An 18987-nucleotide genomic window follows, 5' to 3' on the forward strand; every position below is an offset into this window, starting at 1 on the left:
TTAATCATCCAAATTCACCACAGGTCGAGCCAATCGCCCTGAAGTCATGCGATTGCGTAAATCATTCCATAATCCCAAACGTGAAGACTGGCCGGCCAATTCCCCCTGGCCACGTGCCTTCATCAACCACAAGTGACGACCATTGAAGCTGTAGATAGGCAGCAGATCCTTACGTGCAGTCGCCGGACGCAGAGCCCCAATAAGATTGTCGAGAATGAGGGGGACGGATGAAGGGGTTTCATAGTAGGCAACAACCATATGAAACTGGTTGTAGTCCAAGGCTTTGACGTACACCATCCGCATCTTCTCATCGTCGATGCCAAGCTCCAGCAGGGTAAAATACTTGGCAATGCTGAAATCCTCGCAATCTCCCCCTGCCGCCCCCAAAAACTCGAGAGGGCTGGCCCAGTAATCCTTCCTGCGCCACAACTTGCTGTCGTCTACAAAATGCAGCTGATTGAAAAAGCTGTTCACTCTCTCTAGCTTCTGTCGCTCCGACCAGCCTGCAGCCTGCGCCTGCAAGGTAAGCAACCGCCAGCTCGCCGTGCGTTTGCCTGCTCGCTCACCATAGGTGTCCTGCGCTCGCTTTATCATGGCCAGATCGGCATCCGTCAGCGGCTGACTCGCCGCCAGCAAGAGAGGAAGCAGGGCCAGCCCACACCAGAGCAAGTGTCGTCCCCGGCGGTGAAACAGGCCGAGCCACTGCCCGATTCGCCACAATGTCACATCCCTTCCCTACTCAGCTGAGCCAACAAATCATCAGGTGCAAGATACTGGATATAAGGGCGTCAGACTGCAAGCCCGATGTGGGGTGTGACGGCACTGGTATTGTCGTCACACCCAAGCCCAACAGCAGCAGTCCGCTACCTTAGTTTTTGGCTTGCCATTCGGCGGGTTGTTGCACCTGCATGGCACTGAGCAAGCTGCCAGTGGCATTGAGGATGCGGTAGTCGGCCAGCAGGGAGTCATACTCCGCGTTGATGTAACTGCGACGGGCTTCAAACAGCTCGTTTTCGGTGTTCAACACGTCCAACAAGGTACGCTGACCCAAGCCGAACTGCTTCTTGTACGCCTGCACAGTGTCATAACTCGCATCTACGTGTTGTTGCAGGTAGATTTTTTGCTGATCCAGCGACTGCTTGGCATTCCAGGCCAGACGGGTACCCTCTTCAACCTGGCGGAAAGCATTCAGATGAATGTCTTTCGCCTGAGAATAGAGCGCAGAAGTCGCCTTGCTTTCGGCCAGATCTGAACCACCACGGAACAGGTTGTAGCGCATCCGCACCATAGCGGTCAGATCGTCGTTACGTCCCTTGACAGCATCGATGTCCTCATTCCAGTTCTGATCCACCTCGATGGCGACATTGGGATAGAAGCCAGACTTGGCACCTTCATTCTGGTACTTGGCCGCTTCAATATCTTGCAGGGAGGAGAGCAAGGTTGGATGCACCTCGGTGGCCGTCTTGAGCGCCGTTTCGATGGACGCAGGCATCAGGCTGGCATCCGGTACTGGCTGCACCAGATCCTTGGGCATCTCATTGACCACACGCACGTACTCACTCTCGGCGTCCCGATAGTTGTTCTCCGCCGCCGCCTGGTTTGAATAGGCGCGTGCGACCCGGCCCTCGATCTGGGTCTGGTCTGCTGTTGAGCCCAATCCTGAGTCGGTTCGTTTGCTGATGTCGCTGCGGATCTGCTCATGGGTCGCCAGGTTGTCTTTGGACAACTCCAGTATCTCCTGCTGACGCAGCATATTGAGATACACCTCGGCCGTGCGCAGCGCCGTGTTCTCGGCTTCCGAGATCATGGCCAGGCGCTGGGCGCTCGCTTCTGCTTTGGTACGAGCCACGTTGCTGCTGACATCGAAACCGTCAAACAGCATCTGGCGCAGACTGAGGCCAGCCTCTTTGCGGGTCATGGAGTCATCGACACCAGGGCCCCCCAGACGAGTAGCTGGACTGTCGGTATTCTCATACCCCACCCCGGCTCTCAGATCTATGGTGGGGTAATAGCCGCCCTTGGCACCATCATGCTGATACATGCGGGCCTGATAGAGATCAAATGCCTCCTTGATCTTGGGATGAGTCGCCAACGCCTGAGCAACGGATTGCTCCAGCGTTTCGGCCTGAACCAGGCCAGGAAGTAATACAGCGCCACTTACAAGCATGGCAACAATCGTCTTTTTCATAATATCTCCAGTCATATGCTTTTATTGATTGTTGGCTTATCGTTCCCTCAGTGCCGACTGTTTGGCCCGCAATATCGGTTTTAGCAAATAGTCTAGAACACTCTTTTTACCAGTGATGATATCTGCACTGGCTAACATACCGGGGATGATGGGTAATGCATTTGTTTCATCGCCCAGAAAGCTTTTATCCGTCCTGACTCGTACCAGATAGAAGGAGTTACCTTCCTCATCTTGAATAGAGTCGGCACTTATTTGTTCTACCTTGCCATGCAAGCCCCCATAGATGGTGAAATCATAGGCAGTGAATTTCACCACGGCTTCCAATCCGGGTCGCAAAAAAGCAATATCCTTGGGCGACACCTTGGCTTCAACTAAGAGTGTATCCTCAAGTGGCACTATCTCCATCAAATCCATGCCTGGCTGGACCACACCACCCAAGGTATTGATCTTCAGCTTTTTGATGGTGCCTTTGAGAGGTGCAACCACGCTGGTTCTGTCGACGCGATCTCGCAGCCCCACTTGGCCTGCGGAGAGCTGACCCAATTTACCCTGACGCTCATTCAATTCAGTCTGGGCATCGGCTCGGAATTTCAGTGCGATATCATTGCGCTTGGAGATGGCTTCCCGCAATGCGGAGTTTAGTTTGGGAATTACCAGGCGATTACTCTCCAGCTCACCCTGCATTTCGTTTACCTGACGTTCCAGTTTGATCAATTCAACCTGAGGTACTATCCCCTCTTTCGCCAATGGGCGGCTGATATTCAATTCTTGGCGAGCAAGATCCACACTGCGGCCCACGGTACGTATTTTCGAGTTGAGCTCGATGAGCTCCTGCTCTTTCTGCTCTATCTGTTGTCCCAGGATATAGAGCTGATTCTGAAGGTTGTTGAGCCGATCATTTTGCACCGACACCTCACGGGCCGCATATTCGGCAAATACATTCTCATAACCTTCCGGGAAATCGATGGCCTGTTTGTCAATCGCCACCTGCTCGCGCCAACTCACGTTAGCCTCGCTTTTGACGACCACGCTGCGGATCTCCGCTCGCAGGCGAGCGATGTCGCCCTTTAGGGTAACCAGCTCCTGCTCGCGCTCACGAAAGTCGGAGCGAAACCGGGTGTCATCGATGCGCAACAAGGTCTGGCCCTTCTCGACGATGTCGCCCTCCTTGACGAAGATCTCTTTGACAATCCCCCCCTCCAGGTTCTGGATCACCTGCAATTGGCGGGATGGGATCACCTTGCCCTGTCCCACGGTCACCTCGTCGAGCTTGGCCCATGCGGCCCAGATCAGGGCGCTCATAAAGAAGAAGAAACAGCACCAGAGCAGCACTCGAGCCCGGGTTGGTGTACTGAGCAATACGGCGGCGGCACCATCATCCACGAAGGCCAGATGCTCCTGGGCGGGCAACACATCCTTCTTAAGCATTAGATGCCTCCTGAACCCGTACCTTGCCTTCTTTGAGCTGTTGCAACACCTGAACCTTGGGACCGTCCGCCACTATTTTGCCTTGCTCGATAACGATCACCCGATTGACCACATCCAGCATCAATGTTTTGTGGGTAATGACAATCAGGGTAGTCTCAGAGCCGAGCCTGGCCAGCTCCTGCTTGACCTGTTGCTCGGACTGGTTGTCCATGTTGGAGGTCGGCTCATCCATCACCAGTATGGGAGGGTCATTGAGCAGCGCCCGAGCCAGCAAAATAGCCTGGCGCTGACCACCGGATAGCTGACGCCCCCCCTCACCAATCTGGCGATCCAGACCGTTGGGATCCCGATTGGTGAAGTTGGTCACCCCGGCTCGCTTGGCGGCGCGCAACACCCTGGCATCATCCACCAGAGGATTGCCCAGCATGATGTTGTCACGCACCGAGCCAAAGAAGAGCGTCACATCCTGGGGCACGCAACCTATGTTACGGCGCACCGCGGCAGGGGCCAGCTGATCGAGATCGAAACCATCCAGACGCACCGAACCATCACTCGGGCGATATAACCCCATCAGTAACTTTTCAAGCGTGGTCTTGCCCGCCCCGATCCGACCTATGATTGCCACCTTCTCGCCCGGTTCAATCTTGAGACTGATGTCGTGCAAGGTGCTGGTCTCCATGCCCGGGTATTTGAAGGTAACATTCTCGAATTCGATGCGCCCCTCGACCACGGGGTGGTGAATGTACTGCCGCCCCTCCTCCTGCTCACCCGGGGTGCTCATGATCCCCTCGAGGATGGTCAACGCAGAGCGGGCCTGGTTATAGCGGGTAGCGAGCACGGAGAGCTGCACCATGGGCGCAATGGCACGACTCGACAGCATGACGGCCGCTATCATGCCGCCCATGGTGACCAGGCCATCCGAGATCTGGTAAACACCGACAATCACCAGTCCGACCGTCACCACCTGCTGGATGTAACTCGCCAGGGATGACATGGAGTTGGTGATACGGCGGGTCTGTACCCCCCAGGTGGATATGTGGGAAACCGCCTGTTCCCAGCGATGCTGGAACATGCTTTCGGCCCCGAAGATCTTGACGGTTTCAAGACCCGCGATGCTCTCCACCAGGTTGGCGTTTTTCTGGGAGGCGAGCCGTGAGCCCTCCTCAATCGACTGTTTGAGGGAGCCCTGTATATAGAAGCTGTAGGCCAGCAGGATCAGCATGGCGACGATGGGTACCACCACCATGACCCCGGCAAACATCCAGATCACCACCAGGAAGAAGATGGCAAATGGCAGATCGATCAGGGTTGAGACAGTGGCCGAGGTGAAGAACTCCCGCACTGACTCAAACTCCTGCAAATGTTTGGCAAAGGCACCGGTGGACGCGGGTCTCGACTCCATTCGCATCCCCATCACCTTGGCAAAAATCTTGGCCGACAGCAGCACATCCGACTTCTTGCCGGCAATATCGATGAAGTAGCTGCGCAACTGACGCATCACAAAATCGAAGGTAAACACCACCACGGCGCCCACCGCCAGCACCCAGAGGGAATCGAAGGCAAGGTTGGGTACTATTTTGTCATAGACGTTCATGGTGAACAGAGGGCTGGCCACCGCAAACAAATTGATCAGAATGGAGGCCACCAGGACATCGCGATAGATGCCCCGCGACTCCAGCAGGGTACTCCAGAACCAGTGACCATCGCGGGTCTCCAGCACCTTGGGGGAGCGTTCGTCGAAGCGAAACTGCTTCTTGACGAAAAAGAGCCGTCCCAGATACGCATCGCCGAGTTGGGCTGCCGTTAGCCACTCGGCCGCATCGCCTGCCTGAGGAAAAATAACCTTGGCCTGACTGCGATCCTCGTTCCACTCCAGCAAGATGCAGGCACCGCCATCGCGGGTCTGCAAAATACAGGGCAACAGCAGTGAGGATATTTGTTCGAGAGGTTGCAGCACCTCCCGGGCAGAGAGGCCAGCACGTTCTGCGGCGCGGCTGAGCAGCGCCGTGGTCAACCGACCGGACACCAGTGGCAGCCCAGTGGTCAACGCATCCTTGCTATTGGGAACGCCATAGAAGCGGGTCAGGAAGACCAGGCATTCCAACAGCTCATCGATATGGTCGGTTTCTGCTTGCATAAAATCCTGTTCGATAAATAGGCTGGGGGTCAACCTTGCTTATCCATGCTCAGCGCCAAAACGCCGTTTACCTGAGGCGTCTGGTTGTGATGATAAGCACAAAGATACTCACATGATACCCAATAAAAACACGTAATCCCTAATAAGAGACATGCCATCGTGCGCTGTGGCCCATGTCACCTCTATCACGATAAGGCACCAAACAGGTCACCTCAAGGTTCGGTGCTACATCGGCCTGATAACATTGAATGCGTGGCCTGACAGATATCTCCGAACGGCGCACCTTAACAGCTTAACGACCTGAGAACTATAGAACAGAGTCTGATTTTCATCTAATAACCCACTGTTTTTTTTGCTAAATTTGATAGGTTAGTCAGCTATTGGCTATCGAGTAGAAAGGGGGTTCCCAACCGATGGCCCTGAGGACCGCTCTCAGACAAGCCTGCTGCAATCAGACTCATGGCTGTCCAGCGATTCTCGCACCAGTCCGGAGCCAGCAGGGTCGGTTTACGGGCCGAGGCAGAGACCCTGTGATAGACCACCTCCGGCGGCGTGTGCTGGATCATGGCGACCGCCGCCGCCACATATTCTGCCAGCGTCGGCACCACCAGCCTCCCTGCCAGCCAGGCTTTGCCCAGGGTGCTGCCAGTCACCACATGCAGAGGGTGCAACTTGATCCCCTCGACCCCGGTCTCGACGACTCGTTGCAGGGTCTGCACACTATCCATCGCCTGTTCACCCGGCAAGCCGACAATGAGATGCGTGCACACCTTGATACCACGCACCTGGGCACGGCGCACCGCATCGGCATAAGCCCCATAGCCGTGGCCACGATTGATCCGCCTGAGTGTCTCGTCATTGGCGCTTTGCAGCCCCAACTCCAGCCACACCTCATAACCCTGGGACTGATAACCGGCCAGCAGATCGAGTACGGCATCCGGCACGCAATCAGGCCGGGTGCCGACACACAAGCCCACCATGTCGCTCACCGAGAGCGCCTCTTCGTACATCTGCTTCAGATAGGCCACCTCGGCATAGGTGCTGGTATAGGCCTGAAAATAGGCGAGATAGCGCCGCGCTCGCGTCACTTCCTCACGCCGGGCCTTGAGTTGAGCCATCACCGAGAGCTGCTGGGCCGACTCATCGGCGAAGGAGGAGACATTGCAGAAGGTGCAGCCCCCACGCCCCAGGGTGCCGTCCCGATTCGGACAGCTGAAGGCACCATGAATGGAGAGTTTGTGGATCTTCTCACCATGGCGGCGCTTGAGATCCTGCCCCAGGGTATTGACCATTTCATGTAACTGCATGACAACTCCCGATAAAAAGCGAAATTGTACAGGCTGGGTTGGCCATCATGCTGAGCTGGATCAAGAGTCAGCCCGGTGTAAAAACATATAAATATTCATCCTGAACCGAATAAATATCTCCAACCGAGACTTTATCCCGTTCGGTGCTGCCGTCATGCTGGCAACAGTGAACCTCAGGTGATGAGAATAAATTCCACTAAGCTTTTGTTTATAAAAACAAATAAATCGGTATCTCGGTGGGAAGTAAAAGCAAGTCGCACAACAGAGAAATGTGATCGAACTCATTCACTGATTGCGCAGCTTGGTAAGATTACTACAAGAGGGTCTGGTCGCTACCTCAACTGACAAAGTGCAATATTTAGATATATAACGCTGGTATATCAATTAAAAGCAAACCAATACACCAAAACACCCCCCACATATCAATACGCAACCACATTTTGTTATGTGGATGTAACAAGTAAAACATCTGACTTGTCCAATTGACCTAGTGCAAAATTCCCATTAGTTTGGAGATTCGCCACTTCAGGCAGACGGAACCACAAGAGCCAATCGCAATTTATGCAGTTTGCGAATCAAGGCCGAGCAAGGGAGATATGCAATGTCACTATATGATCCAAAGCTGGAGAGGGATAACTGTGGCTTCGGCCTGTTGGCCCACATGGAAGGGGAAGCCAGCCACAAGCTTGTCCGTCTCGCGATGTCAGCATTGGCTCGCATGCAACACCGCGGCGGTATCTCCGCCGATGGCAAGACCGGCGATGGCTGCGGCCTGCTGCTGCAAAAACCCGACAGCTTCTTTAGAGCCGTGGCCGAGGAGAAGGGTTGGCATCTGGGTCGCAAGTATGCGGTCGGCATGCTGTTCCTCAACCCGGACCCCGTGTTGGCCCAGCAAGCCCGTGACATCATCAACGAAGAGCTCGAGCGGGAAACCCTGAGCCTGGTCGGCTGGCGTCAGGTGCCTATTGATACCCATGTCCTCGGCCCCATTGCCAAGGCGTCCCTGCCCAGCATAGAGCAAGTCTTCGTCAACGCCCCTCCCGGCTGGGTCGACAAGGATCTCGAGCGCCGCCTCTATATAGTGCGTCGCCGCATCGAGAAGCGGATCAGCGATGACTACTTCTACGTGGTCAGCCTCTCCAATCTGGTCACCGTCTACAAAGGGCTCTGCATGCCCGTGGACCTGCCGCATTTCTACCTGGATCTCGCCGACATCCGTCTGCAGTCAGCCATCTGCGTCTTCCACCAGCGCTTCTCCACCAACACCAGCCCGCGCTGGCCGCTGGCGCAGCCGTTCCGTTATCTCGCCCACAACGGCGAGATCAACACCATCGCCGGCAACCGCCAGTGGGCCAAGGCGCGCAGCTACAAGTTCGCCACCCCGCTCATTCCGGATCTGCAAGAGGCCGCCCCCTTCGTCAACACCACCGGATCGGACTCCTCCAGCCTGGACAACATGCTGGATCTCTTCCTGGCCGGTGGCATGGATCTGTTCCGCGCCATGCGCCTGCTGATCCCGCCTGCATGGCAGAAGCACCCCAACATGGATGAGGACTTGCGGGCCTTCTACGACTTCAACTCCATGCACATGGAGCCCTGGGACGGCCCGGCCGGTATCGTCATGACCGACGGCCGCTACGCGACCTGCGCCCTGGACCGTAACGGCCTGCGCCCTGCCCGTTATGTCATCACCAAGGACAAGTTCATCACCCTCGCCTCCGAAGTGGGCACCTGGGACTACACCCCGGACGAGGTGCTGGAGAAGGGCCGGGTTGGCCCGGGTGAGCTGTTCGTCATCGACACCAGCAATGGCAAGGTGTGGACCAGCTTCGAGATCGATGACGATCTCAAGAGCCGCCACACCTACAAGCAGTGGATGACAGATCACTGCAAGCGCCTCATCCCCTTCGAGCAGATGGACGACGCCAACACCGGCGCCCGCGAGCTGGACGACGATCAGCTCAAGACCTATCAGAAGCTGTTTGGCTACTCCTATGAGGAGCTGGATCAGATCATTCGCGTGCTCGGCGAAAACGGCCAGGAGGCGGTGGGCTCCATGGGCGACGATACCCCCATGGCGGTGCTCTCCTCCCGTCAACGCACGCTCTATGATTACTTCCGCCAGATGTTTGCCCAGGTGACCAACCCGCCCATCGATCCCCTGCGGGAAAATCATGTCATGTCCCTGGCGACCTGCATCGGCAGCGAGCAGAACGTCTTCAACGAGACCTTTGGTCACGCCCATCGGGTGCTGTTCCAGTCTCCTATCCTGCTCTACTCCGACTTCCATCAGCTGCTGGCCCTGGAAGGGGATCACTATCGCCACACCCTGATCGACCTCAACTTTGCCCCAAGCGAAGGGCTGGAGGCCGCGGTGCAGCGCATCTGCCAGGAGGCAGAGACTGCCGCCCGTGCCGGTACCGTGCTGCTGGTACTCTCGGACAGAAACATCAGTGCCGATACCCTGCCTATCCCGGCCGCCATGGCGGTGGGCGCGGTGCAACGCACCCTGGTTGACAACAACCTGCGCTGTGACGCCAACATCCTGGTAGAAACCGCCAGCTGCCGCGACCCGCACCACTTCGCCGTGCTGCTCGGCTTTGGCGCCACTGCCGTCTACCCCTATCTCGCCTACGAGACCCTGGCCAAGCAGCTGGAAGAGGGCGTGCTCAAGATGAGCCTGCGCCAGGCCATGCTCAACTACCGTAATGGCATCAACAAGGGCCTCTACAAGGTGATGTCCAAGATGGGCATCAGCACCATCGCCAGCTACCGCTGCTCCCAGCTGTTCGAGGCGGTAGGTCTGTCCAAGTCCATCGTCGAGACCTGCTTCCGCGGCGTGTCCAGCCGGATCCAGGGTGCAGACTTTGACGATATCCAGCAGGATCAGCACAATCTGGCCCGTACCGCCTGGCTCAAGCGCAAGCCCCTCAACCAGGGCGGCCTGCTCAAGTACGTCCACGGCGAGGAGTACCACACCTATAACCCGGACGTGGTGCAGACCCTGCAAACCGCGGTGCGCTCCGGCGAATACAGCGACTACCTGCACTATGCCCGGCTGGTCAACGAGCGGCCGGTGGCGACCCTGCGCGACCTTATCGGGGTCAAGCAAGGCCAGCAGGCCATCTCCATCGACGAGGTGGAGCCGGCCACCAATCTCTTCAAGCGCTTCGACTCCGCCGCCATGTCCATCGGCGCCCTCGGCCCTGAGGCTCACGAAGCCCTGGCGATTGCCATGAACCGCCTCGGCGGTCAGAGCAACTCAGGGGAAGGCGGTGAAGATCCCAAGCGTTTTGGCACCGAGAAGAACTCGCGCATCAAGCAAGTTGCCTCGGGTCGCTTCGGCGTCACCCCCCACTATCTGATGAACGCCGATGTGGTGCAGATCAAGGTGGCCCAGGGCGCCAAGCCCGGCGAAGGCGGCCAGCTGCCCGGTGACAAGGTGACGGCCCAGATAGCCCAGCTGCGCTATTCCGTGCCTGGCGTGACGCTCATCTCGCCGCCGCCCCACCATGACATCTATTCCATCGAGGACTTGGCCCAGCTCATCTTCGACATCAAGCAGATCAATCCAGGCTGCCTGGTGTCGGTGAAACTGGTCTCCGAACCCGGAGTGGGCACCATCGCCTGCGGCGTGGCCAAGGCCTATGCCGACTTCATCACCATCTCCGGTTATGACGGCGGCACAGGGGCCAGCCCCATCACCTCGGTCAAGTATGCCGGCTCCCCCTGGGAACTTGGCCTGGCCGAGACCCAGCAAGCCCTGGTCGCCAACGGCCTGCGCCACAAGGTGCGGCTGCAGGTGGATGGCGGCCTCAAGACGGGTCTGGACATCATCAAGGCGGCCATCCTTGGCGCCGAGAGCTTCGGTTTTGGTACCGGCCCCATGGTGGCGCTCGGTTGCAAATACCTGCGTATCTGCCACCTGAACAACTGCGCCACCGGCGTGGCCACCCAGGATGAGAAACTGCGTCGTGACCACTTCACCGGTCTGCCGGAGATGGCGATGAACTACTTCAGGTTCGTGGCTCAGGAGACCCGTGAGTTGATGGCCGGTTTGGGTATCAGCCAGCTGACCGACCTCATCGGCCGCACCGAGCTGCTCGAAGCCCTGCCCGGCCTCACCGCCCGTCAGGCCAAGCTGGATCTCTCCGGCATCCTGGCCAAGCCGGTGGCGGTGGCGGGTTCCAGCCTGTTCTGCCAACAACACAACCCCACCTTCGACAAGGGGCCGCTCAACCTGCGCATGGTCGAAGACCTGCTCGAGGCGGTGGAAACCAAGAGCGGCGGCGAGTATCGCTACGACATCCGCAACACAGACCGCTCCATCGGTGCGCGCCTGTCCGGTGAAATTGTCACCCGTCACGGTAACCAGGGCATGGCCAGCGATCCGGTACGCGTACACTTCAACGGCACCGCAGGCCAGAGCTTCGGCGTCTGGAACGCCGGCGGTCTGGAGCTGATCCTGACCGGTGACGCCAATGACTACGTGGGCAAGGGCATGACCGGCGGCAAGCTGGTGGTCAAACCCCATGTCGGCGTGTCGTTCAAGTCCCATGAAGCGGCCATCATCGGCAACACCTGCCTCTATGGTGCCACCGGCGGCAAACTCTATGCGGCAGGTACCGCGGGCGAGCGCTTTGCGGTGCGTAACTCCGGGGCCCTGGCGGTGGTCGAGGGCATTGGCGACAACGGCTGCGAATACATGACAGGCGGCATAGTGACCGTCCTCGGTGAAACCGGGGTCAACTTCGCGGCGGGCATGACCGGCGGCTTCGCCTACGTGCTCGATAGCGATGGTCACTTTACCAAGCGTACCAACCCCGAACTGGTGGAACTGCTGGAAGTGGCAGACCTTGCCATTCATCAGGAACACCTGCGCGGCATCATTACCGAACATCTGAACGAAACCGGCAGCTCACGCGCCGAGGAAATTTTGGCCAACTTTGATTCCTATGTGCCGAAGTTCAAGCTGATCAAGCCCAAGTCCAGTGACGTCAAGGCACTGTTGGGCCACACCAGTCGTTCCAGTGCAGAACTCAGAATCCAGGCGCAGTAAGGAGGGAACCTATGAGCCAGAACGTATTCCAATTTGTTGATGTTCAGCGGGTCGACCCGCCGAAGAAGCCATTGAAAATCCGCAAGATCCAGTTTGTGGAGATCTACGAGCCCTTCAACCAGGCCCAGGTCGGCATGCAGGCGGATCGCTGCCTCGACTGCGGCAACCCCTATTGCGAGTGGAAGTGCCCGGTGCACAACTACATCCCCAACTGGCTGAAACTGGCCAACGAGGGACGCATCCTGGAGGCGGTGGAGCTCTCCCATCAGACCAACAGCCTGCCGGAAGTGTGCGGCCGGGTCTGCCCGCAAGACAGGCTCTGTGAGGGTGCCTGCACCCTCAACGACAGATTCGGCGCCGTGACCATTGGCAACATCGAAAAATACATCACCGACAAGGCGTTCGAGATGGGCTGGCGCCCGGATCTCTCCAATGTGGTGAAAACCGACAAGCGGGTCGCCGTCATAGGCGCGGGCCCCGCTGGCCTCGCCTGTGCCGACGTGCTGGCCCGCGGCGGCGTCAGCGCCGTGGTGTTTGACAAGTATCCAGAGATTGGCGGCCTGCTCACCTTTGGCATCCCCTCTTTCAAGCTGGAAAAAGAGGTGATGCAGCGCCGCCGCGAGATCTTCGAGGCCATGGGCATCGAATTCCGCCTCGAGACTGAAGTGGGTAAAGATGTCTCCTTCGCCGACTTGCTCGGCGAGTTTGACGCCGTCTTCCTCGGGGTCGGCACCTACAAGTACATGAAGGGCGGCTTTACCAACGAAGAGGCACCTGGGGTGTATGACGCCCTGCCCTACCTCATCTCCAACGCCAACCGGCTGCTGGGCTTTGAGAAGGCGCAGGCCGATTACATCAACTTCGCTGGCAAGCAGGTGGTGGTGCTCGGCGGCGGCGATACCGCCATGGACTGCGTGCGCACCGCCATCCGCCAAGGCGCCGACAAGGTGATCTGTGCCTATCGCCGCGATGCCGAGAACATGCCGGGCTCCAAGCGCGAGGTGCAAAATGCTCGTGAGGAAGGGGTCGAGTTCATGTTCAACCTGCAGCCCATTGGCGTCGAGCTCGATGCCCATGGTCGCACCTGCGGCATCAAGGTGGTGAGCACCGAACTGAGCGCCCCCGATGTCAACGGTCGCCGCAATCCGGTGGTGGTTGAAGGCTCCGAGCAGGTGCTGGCCGCCGATGCCGTGGTCATGGCCTTTGGCTTCCAGCCCAACCCACAGCCCTGGATGGCTGAGTTCGGTATCGAGCTGGATAATCGCGAGCGGATCCGTGCTCCCGAGCAGTCCGACTTCGCCTTCCAGACCACCAATCCCAAGGTGTTTGCCGGTGGCGATGCGGTGCGCGGTTCGGATCTGGTAGTGACCGCCATCTACGAAGGTCGCAAGGCCGCCGAAGGGATCATGGACTATCTGAGTGTCTAAGCCCGGCCGTCGTCGATAGCGAACCCAGGAGACATCCTCGTGGTGTCTCCATCAGCTACGAAGGCCGCAAGGCCGCCGAAGGGATCATGGACTATCTGGCCGTTTGACCCAGGCCATGAGTCCGAAGGCCTTCTTTGGTCGCTCTGACTAACAAACCGACGCCCCCGCCCCTGCGGGGGCGTTTTTTTGTGCAAGCGATCACCCAAGGCCGCCTCGCCTGTAGGCTTGGCGCGGATTTTTGCTATGATTGCCGCAACTTAGACGGGCTTGAGCCCCTAGACGAGGTTTCTGATGAAAGTAGGTATTATCGGCGCCATGGAGCAGGAAGTTGCCCTGCTGCGCGCCCAGCTGAGCGACATGACCACCACCAAGATAGGCGGTTGCGAGTTTTATAGCGGCACACTGGCAGGCAAAGAGGTGATCCTGACCCGCTCCGGCATCGGCAAGGTCGCCGCCAGCGTCGCCACCTCGCTGCTGCTGGAGAGATTTACCCCTGACTGCGTGATCAATACCGGCTCCGCCGGCGGTTTCGATCAAGCGCTGCGGGTAGGGGATGTGGTGATCGCCAGCGAGATGCGCTTTCACGACGTGGACGTGACCGCCTTTGGTTACGAGATGGGCCAGATGGCGCAACAACCCGCCGCCTTCCCCTGCGATGCGCGTCTCATGACCCTGGCCCAGGAGTGCATCGCCCTGCACGGCAAGCATCAAACCAAGCTGGGCCTCATCTGCACCGGCGATCAATTCATGTGCAAGCCGGATGCCATCAACCGTGCCCGCGCCGACTTCCCGCAGATGCTGGCGGTCGAGATGGAAGGGGCCGCCATCGGCCAGGTGTGTCATATGTTTGGCGTGCCCTATCTGGTGGTGCGCGCCATGTCTGACATCGCAGGCAAGGAGCAAGTGGAATCCTTCGACGCCTTTATCGAGGTCGCCGGCCAGCACTCCGCCGAGGTGATCCTCTCCCTGCTCGGCAAGCTGTGATAACCCTGCCCTCCCTCGACACCCTGACCCTGATGGCGGCCACCCCGGCGGCCATCATGGGGGGCGCCGCCTTGCTCGAAGCCCTGCTGCCAAGGCCTGACTGGTTGCGTCTCTCCGCAGCCGAGCCCCTGCTCAGCCGACTGGGCCACAAGGTTCATCGCCCGGACGGCACCCCGAGCGCGCAGTGGCAGGCGGGCATACTGGCACTGCTGGTCGTCTGGCTGCCCTGCGCGGCCGGGCTCTGGGCGGTGCGCAACCTCGCCCTCTCCGAGCCGCTGTTCGACCTATTGTTTCTGTTGCTGATGATAGAGTCCCGCCCTCTGCGTACCCTGGCCACGGCGGGAGGCGCCTTGCTGAAAAGCGATACCCTGCCCCTGGCCAGGCTGCAAGCCGCCCCCTGGCTCAAGCGCGAAACCGGCAAGCTCTCGGCCATGGGGCTCGCCAAGGCGCTGTGCGAGACCTGCACCTTGCGCCTGCTCGGCGGCTGGGCGGGGCCCCTGCTTGGCTTTGCCCTCGCCGGGGTGCAGGGCGCCTTGTTGTGGCGTTTGGCCCAGCTGACGCAGTACGCCTGGAGCTGCAAGCAACCGGCTTTCGTGCAATTCGGCCGCCCGGCCGCAGCCCTCTATCAGGGATTAGCGGCCCCCGCCGCCCTGCTGCTGGCGCTGCCCAACCTGTTCCCCAAGGTCAAGGAGGGGATGAGTGCCCTGCGCACTGGCGTGAGCCGCTGGCCCCACCCCGCCGCTGGCGCCCTGCTTGCCACCCTGGCGCACCAATGCACACTGCGCCTTGGAGGGCCCCGTTACTATCAAGGCACGCTAGTGCGACTGCCGGTGCTGGGGGATGGAGGCGATCCCTCCTGGGAGAGCCCGCGTCGGCTGCTCACTCGACTCCTGTGTATCGGTTGGGGTTGGCTCGCGCTGGCCTTGCTGTTGACTCTCGCCGGAGGCCTGCATGGTTAAGCGCCTGCTGCCCTGTGCCTTGCTCTGTCTGTTGGCGGCCAGGGCGTATGGCGCCGAACCGCCCCAGCGCATCATCAGCCTGACCCCCCATCTCACCGAGCTGTTGGTCGATATGGGCGCCGGGAGCCGCATCGTCGCCACCGATGATGCCTCCGACTATCCACCACAGGTGCGCGCCCTGCCCCATGTGGCCAATTACCGCAGTATCAATGTCGAGGCCTTGCTGGCGCAAAAACCGGATCTGGTGGTGGCCTGGCGCTCGGCCCAGTCCCGCATGCTGGCCCCCATCGAACAGCTTGGCATCCCGGTGTTTTACTCTGAACCCACCGACTTTGCCTCTCTTGGCCAGGAGATGCGTGCCCTGGGCGAGCGACTGGGGTTGCAGCAGAGTGCCAATGCCCAAGCCGATGCCTATCTCGCCAGACTGGCGGCTCTTGAGGCCAAATATGGTCATGGTGAGTCCATCCGCGTCTTCTATCAGCTCTGGAACCCGCCGCTGACCAGCGTTAGCGGCTACGCCTGGCCGGCGCAAGCCATCACCCTGTGTGGTGGCCGTAATCTGGTCGATGATGCGGCCGGTCCCTACCCCCAGGTAGGGCTGGAGCAGATCATCAAGGCCAATCCCCAACTTATCCTGGCGGGCAGCCGAGACAAGCATGTGCTGGAGCACTGGCAACAGTGGCCCATGCTGGATGCGGTTAAACAACACCGACTCGCCCTGATCAACCCGGATGAGCTGCACCGATTTACCCCGCGAGCACTCAACGCGGTTGAACAGGTGTGCCAGGCCATCGCCACGGCGCGCGCGACCCAACCTTAAGATCTGGAGATCACCATGACCCTCTCTCGTCGCTCCCTCATGCTGCCCCTGTTATGGTCCTGCCTGTGCGGTGCAGCCTTGTTTGGCAGCAATGCCATGGCCGTTGTCCCCATCGACCAGCAGACCCTGCAGAGCTGGCAGAAACAGTCGAGCAAGCGGCCACTGCTGCTGGATGTACGCACGAAAGAGGAGTTTGCCGAGGGCCATATTCCTGGCGCTATCAACATTTCCCACGACCAGCTCATCAAGCGTCTGGCCGAGATCGGCGATGACAGAAGGCTGCCTGTGGTGGTCTATTGCCAAACTGGGCGGCGTGCCGCCCTTGCCGAAGCCGAACTGGAAAAAGCCGGGTTTAGCCATGTCTATCACCTCAGCGGCGACTATCAGGGCTGGGTGAAAAGCGAACAGGCCGTCACTAAATAGCCAGTGGATAAATTGACCGAATGGGCAATCAGCTGATTATTGTTGGCCCTGATTTTGCATTCAATCTCCCCAGACTCCTCTTCACACGAGATATATCTATGTTCAACGAGAAAACGATCCTGGTTACCGGTGGCACCGGCTCTTTTGGCAAGCGTTTCATCCAGATGGTTCTGGAGCGTTACCAACCGGCTCGTCTTATCGTCTATTCCCGTGATGAATTGAAACAGTTCGAGATGCAGCAGCACTTCAACCACCCCTGCATGCGCTACTTCATCGGCGATGTGCGTGATGGGGAGCGGCTCGACATGGCGATGCGAGACGTGGACTTCGTGGTGCATGCCGCGGCGCTCAAGCAGGTGCCCGCCGCCGAGTACAACCCCATGGAGTGCATCAAGACCAACGTAGGTGGCGCCGAAAACGTCATCAAGGCCGCGCTCAACAATGGGGTCAAGAAGGTGATCGCCCTCTCCACCGACAAGGCCGCCAACCCGGTCAACCTCTACGGCGCCACCAAACTCTGCTCCGACAAGTTGTTTGTCGCCGCCAATAATATGGCGGGCAAGAACCCGACCATCTTCTCCGTGGTGCGCTATGGCAACGTGGTTGGGTCCCGTGGCTCTGTGGTACCCTTCTTCGAACAGCTCATCGCCAAGGGCGCTTCCAGCCTGCCCATCACCCATGCCGAGATGACTCGCTTCTGGCTCACCTTGCAACAAGGGGTGGAGTTCGTACTGGCCAACTTTGCCCGCATGAAGGGAGGGGAAGTGTTCGTTCCCAAGATCCCCTCGGTGCGCATCACGGATCTCGCCAGTGCCATGGCCCCAGATCTGCCCCAGGAGATCATTGGCATCCGCCCGGGCGAGAAGCTGCACGAGGTGATGTGCCCGGCCGATGACTCCTACCACACTTTTGAATTCAAAGATTATTACGTCATAGCCCCCAGTATTACCTTCAATCACCGTAGCGATGACTTCTCTATCAATGCGCTGGGAGAACGAGGCGGCAGTGTGCCCATAGGATTTGAATATAACTCGCTTAACAACCCCATTTTTATGTCCCAGGCAGAGTTGCAGCGGCTCAACCAAGAGGTGCTATCAGAGTGATCCCCTATGGCAAACAAGACATCTCCGCGGAAGATATAGCCGCAGTCAATGCCGTGCTCACATCCGACTACCTGACGCAAGGCCCTAAGGTTGCCGAATTTGAACAGGCACTCTGCGATTACAGCGGCGCCCGTTACTGCCTGGTGGTCGCAAGTGGCACAGCGGCTTTGCATCTGGCGGTCGCCGCCTTGGAATTACCTGCGGGTAGCGAGGGCATCACTACCCCGAACACCTTTGCCGCTACCGCGAACAGCATGGCCTATTGCGGCATCAAGCCGGTGTTTGCCGACATAGACCCCCTCAGTCATAACCTCTGCCCAGCAGCCGTTGCGAGCGCCATTACCCCGGCGACGGCGCTACTCACTCCGGTTCACTTCGCTGGCCAGACCGCCGATATGCCAGCCCTTCACCGACTAGCGCAACAACATGGCCTCAAGGTCATCGAGGATGCGGCCCATGCCATTGGCTCCTGCTATGCAGACGGTAGTCCGGTGGGCAACTGCCGTTATTCGGATGCCACCATCTTCTCATTCCACCCCGTAAAAACCCTTACCTGTGGTGAAGGTGGCGCCGTGATGACCAATGACCCCATCTTGTATCAGCGCATGCTGCTGCTGCGAAGCCATGGCATCACCAAGGATCCGTCTCAACTAAGCCAACAACCCGGGCCTTGGTATCATGAGATGCAGACCCTCGGCTGGCACTACCGCATGACAGACATGCAGGCGGCTCTGGGGTTGAGCCAGTTGCAACGCCTGACTCTGTTCAAGGCACGCCGCCGAGCCCTGGTAGCCCGCTACAACGAGGCGCTGGCCGAACTTCCCTGGCTGAAGACCCCCCAGGAAATGGAGGGGTTTTCCTCTTGTTTCCATCTCTATGTGGTAGAGATAGATTATGCAGCTATTGGTAAGAGTCGCAGCCAGGTCATGGATTCATTGATGGCTGACGGCATTGGCACTCAAGTTCACTATATTCCTGTTTATCATCATCCTTGGTATCGTGAGCAATATGGAGATAAAACAGGATCATGTCCGGTAGCAGAGCGTTATTATCAGCATTGTCTCTCTTTGCCTCTCTATTTCACTCTGAGTGATGAAGAGCTGCGTCACGTGAACCAAGCTATACAACGCCTGGCCCGCTAGTCAGAAAATA

At 58.6% G+C, this 18987-nt stretch carries 13 protein-coding genes; 8 read left to right on the forward strand and 5 right to left on the reverse strand.

Features of this window, described 5'->3' with window-relative positions; translation table 11 throughout:
- The 5 genes from KYK33_RS12395 to KYK33_RS12415 form a co-directional block, all read right to left on the reverse strand.
- Complete coding sequence (locus KYK33_RS12395; RefSeq protein ID WP_042043572.1) at positions 1–720, reverse strand: transglutaminase-like cysteine peptidase; 720 nt, start codon at positions 718–720, stop codon at positions 1–3.
- Between the two features lie 148 nt (positions 721–868).
- Positions 869–2188 (reverse strand): TolC family outer membrane protein, encoded by a 1320-nt coding sequence (locus tag KYK33_RS12400; protein WP_005907529.1) that lies wholly within the window; start codon positions 2186–2188, stop codon positions 869–871.
- A 36-nt stretch (positions 2189–2224) separates the two neighbouring features.
- A complete protein-coding gene (locus tag KYK33_RS12405; RefSeq protein ID WP_224430713.1) occupies positions 2225–3616 on the reverse strand; it encodes an HlyD family type I secretion periplasmic adaptor subunit in 1392 nt (463 codons plus the stop codon).
- Positions 3609–5753, reverse strand: a complete 2145-nt coding sequence (locus KYK33_RS12410) for a type I secretion system permease/ATPase (RefSeq protein ID WP_224430714.1) — start codon at positions 5751–5753, stop codon at positions 3609–3611. The genes KYK33_RS12405 and KYK33_RS12410 overlap by 8 nt, the downstream gene beginning before the upstream one ends.
- A gap of 377 nt (positions 5754–6130) precedes the next feature.
- Entirely contained in the window at positions 6131–7060 is a 930-nt protein-coding gene (locus KYK33_RS12415; RefSeq protein ID WP_224430715.1) for a TIGR01212 family radical SAM protein, read from the reverse strand.
- A 601-nt stretch (positions 7061–7661) separates the two neighbouring features.
- Between KYK33_RS12415 and gltB the strand changes: the two genes are divergently transcribed.
- From gltB to pseC, 8 genes are all read left to right on the forward strand, one after another.
- Entirely contained in the window at positions 7662–12119 is a 4458-nt protein-coding gene (gene gltB, locus KYK33_RS12420) for a glutamate synthase large subunit (RefSeq protein WP_224430716.1), read from the forward strand.
- Positions 12120–12130: 11 nt separating this feature from the next.
- Positions 12131–13546 carry an FAD-dependent oxidoreductase gene (locus KYK33_RS12425; RefSeq protein ID WP_042043567.1) on the forward strand — a complete coding sequence of 472 codons (1416 nt, stop codon included), beginning with the start codon at positions 12131–12133 and terminating at the stop codon, positions 13544–13546.
- A 291-nt stretch (positions 13547–13837) separates the two neighbouring features.
- Complete coding sequence (gene mtnN / locus KYK33_RS12430; RefSeq protein WP_224430717.1) at positions 13838–14530, forward strand: 5'-methylthioadenosine/S-adenosylhomocysteine nucleosidase; 693 nt, start codon at positions 13838–13840, stop codon at positions 14528–14530.
- Positions 14531–14535: 5 nt separating this feature from the next.
- Positions 14536–15489 carry a cobalamin biosynthesis protein gene (locus tag KYK33_RS12435; RefSeq protein ID WP_396021399.1) on the forward strand — a complete coding sequence of 318 codons (954 nt, stop codon included), beginning with the start codon at positions 14536–14538 and terminating at the stop codon, positions 15487–15489.
- Positions 15482–16309, forward strand: coding sequence for a cobalamin-binding protein (locus KYK33_RS12440; RefSeq protein WP_224430718.1), 828 nt, complete (start codon positions 15482–15484; stop codon positions 16307–16309). Before KYK33_RS12435 ends, KYK33_RS12440 begins: the two co-directional genes overlap by 8 nt.
- Before the next feature lie 15 nt (positions 16310–16324).
- Entirely contained in the window at positions 16325–16732 is a 408-nt protein-coding gene (locus tag KYK33_RS12445; RefSeq protein WP_224430719.1) for a rhodanese-like domain-containing protein, read from the forward strand.
- A gap of 98 nt (positions 16733–16830) precedes the next feature.
- Positions 16831–17835 (forward strand): UDP-N-acetylglucosamine 4,6-dehydratase (inverting), encoded by a 1005-nt coding sequence (gene pseB, locus KYK33_RS12450; protein ID WP_224430720.1) that lies wholly within the window; start codon positions 16831–16833, stop codon positions 17833–17835.
- Positions 17832–18977, forward strand: coding sequence for a UDP-4-amino-4,6-dideoxy-N-acetyl-beta-L-altrosamine transaminase (gene pseC / locus KYK33_RS12455; protein WP_224430721.1), 1146 nt, complete (start codon positions 17832–17834; stop codon positions 18975–18977). The genes pseB and pseC overlap by 4 nt, the downstream gene beginning before the upstream one ends.
- Positions 18978–18987 lie beyond the last annotated feature (10 nt).

The sequence above is a fragment of the Aeromonas rivuli genome (genome assembly GCF_020149575.1).
GTDB classification, from domain to species: domain Bacteria; phylum Pseudomonadota; class Gammaproteobacteria; order Enterobacterales; family Aeromonadaceae; genus Aeromonas; species Aeromonas rivuli.

Bases quoted from the DNA above. Each gene is read 5' to 3' on its own strand.
- KYK33_RS12400 (WP_005907529.1), bottom strand. From the start codon at position 2,188: ATGAAAAAGACGATTGTTGCCATGCTTGTAAGTGGCGCTGTATTACTT.
- KYK33_RS12405 (WP_224430713.1), bottom strand. From the start codon at position 3,616: ATGCTTAAGAAGGATGTGTTGCCCGCCCAGGAGCATCTGGCCTTCGTG.
- KYK33_RS12410 (WP_224430714.1), bottom strand. From the start codon at position 5,753: ATGCAAGCAGAAACCGACCATATCGATGAGCTGTTGGAATGCCTGGTC.
- KYK33_RS12415 (WP_224430715.1), bottom strand. From the start codon at position 7,060: ATGCAGTTACATGAAATGGTCAATACCCTGGGGCAGGATCTCAAGCGC.
- gltB (WP_224430716.1), top strand. From the start codon at position 7,662: ATGTCACTATATGATCCAAAGCTGGAGAGGGATAACTGTGGCTTCGGC.
- KYK33_RS12425 (WP_042043567.1), top strand. From the start codon at position 12,131: ATGAGCCAGAACGTATTCCAATTTGTTGATGTTCAGCGGGTCGACCCG.
- mtnN (WP_224430717.1), top strand. From the start codon at position 13,838: ATGAAAGTAGGTATTATCGGCGCCATGGAGCAGGAAGTTGCCCTGCTG.
- KYK33_RS12440 (WP_224430718.1), top strand. From the start codon at position 15,482: ATGGTTAAGCGCCTGCTGCCCTGTGCCTTGCTCTGTCTGTTGGCGGCC.
- KYK33_RS12445 (WP_224430719.1), top strand. From the start codon at position 16,325: ATGACCCTCTCTCGTCGCTCCCTCATGCTGCCCCTGTTATGGTCCTGC.
- pseB (WP_224430720.1), top strand. From the start codon at position 16,831: ATGTTCAACGAGAAAACGATCCTGGTTACCGGTGGCACCGGCTCTTTT.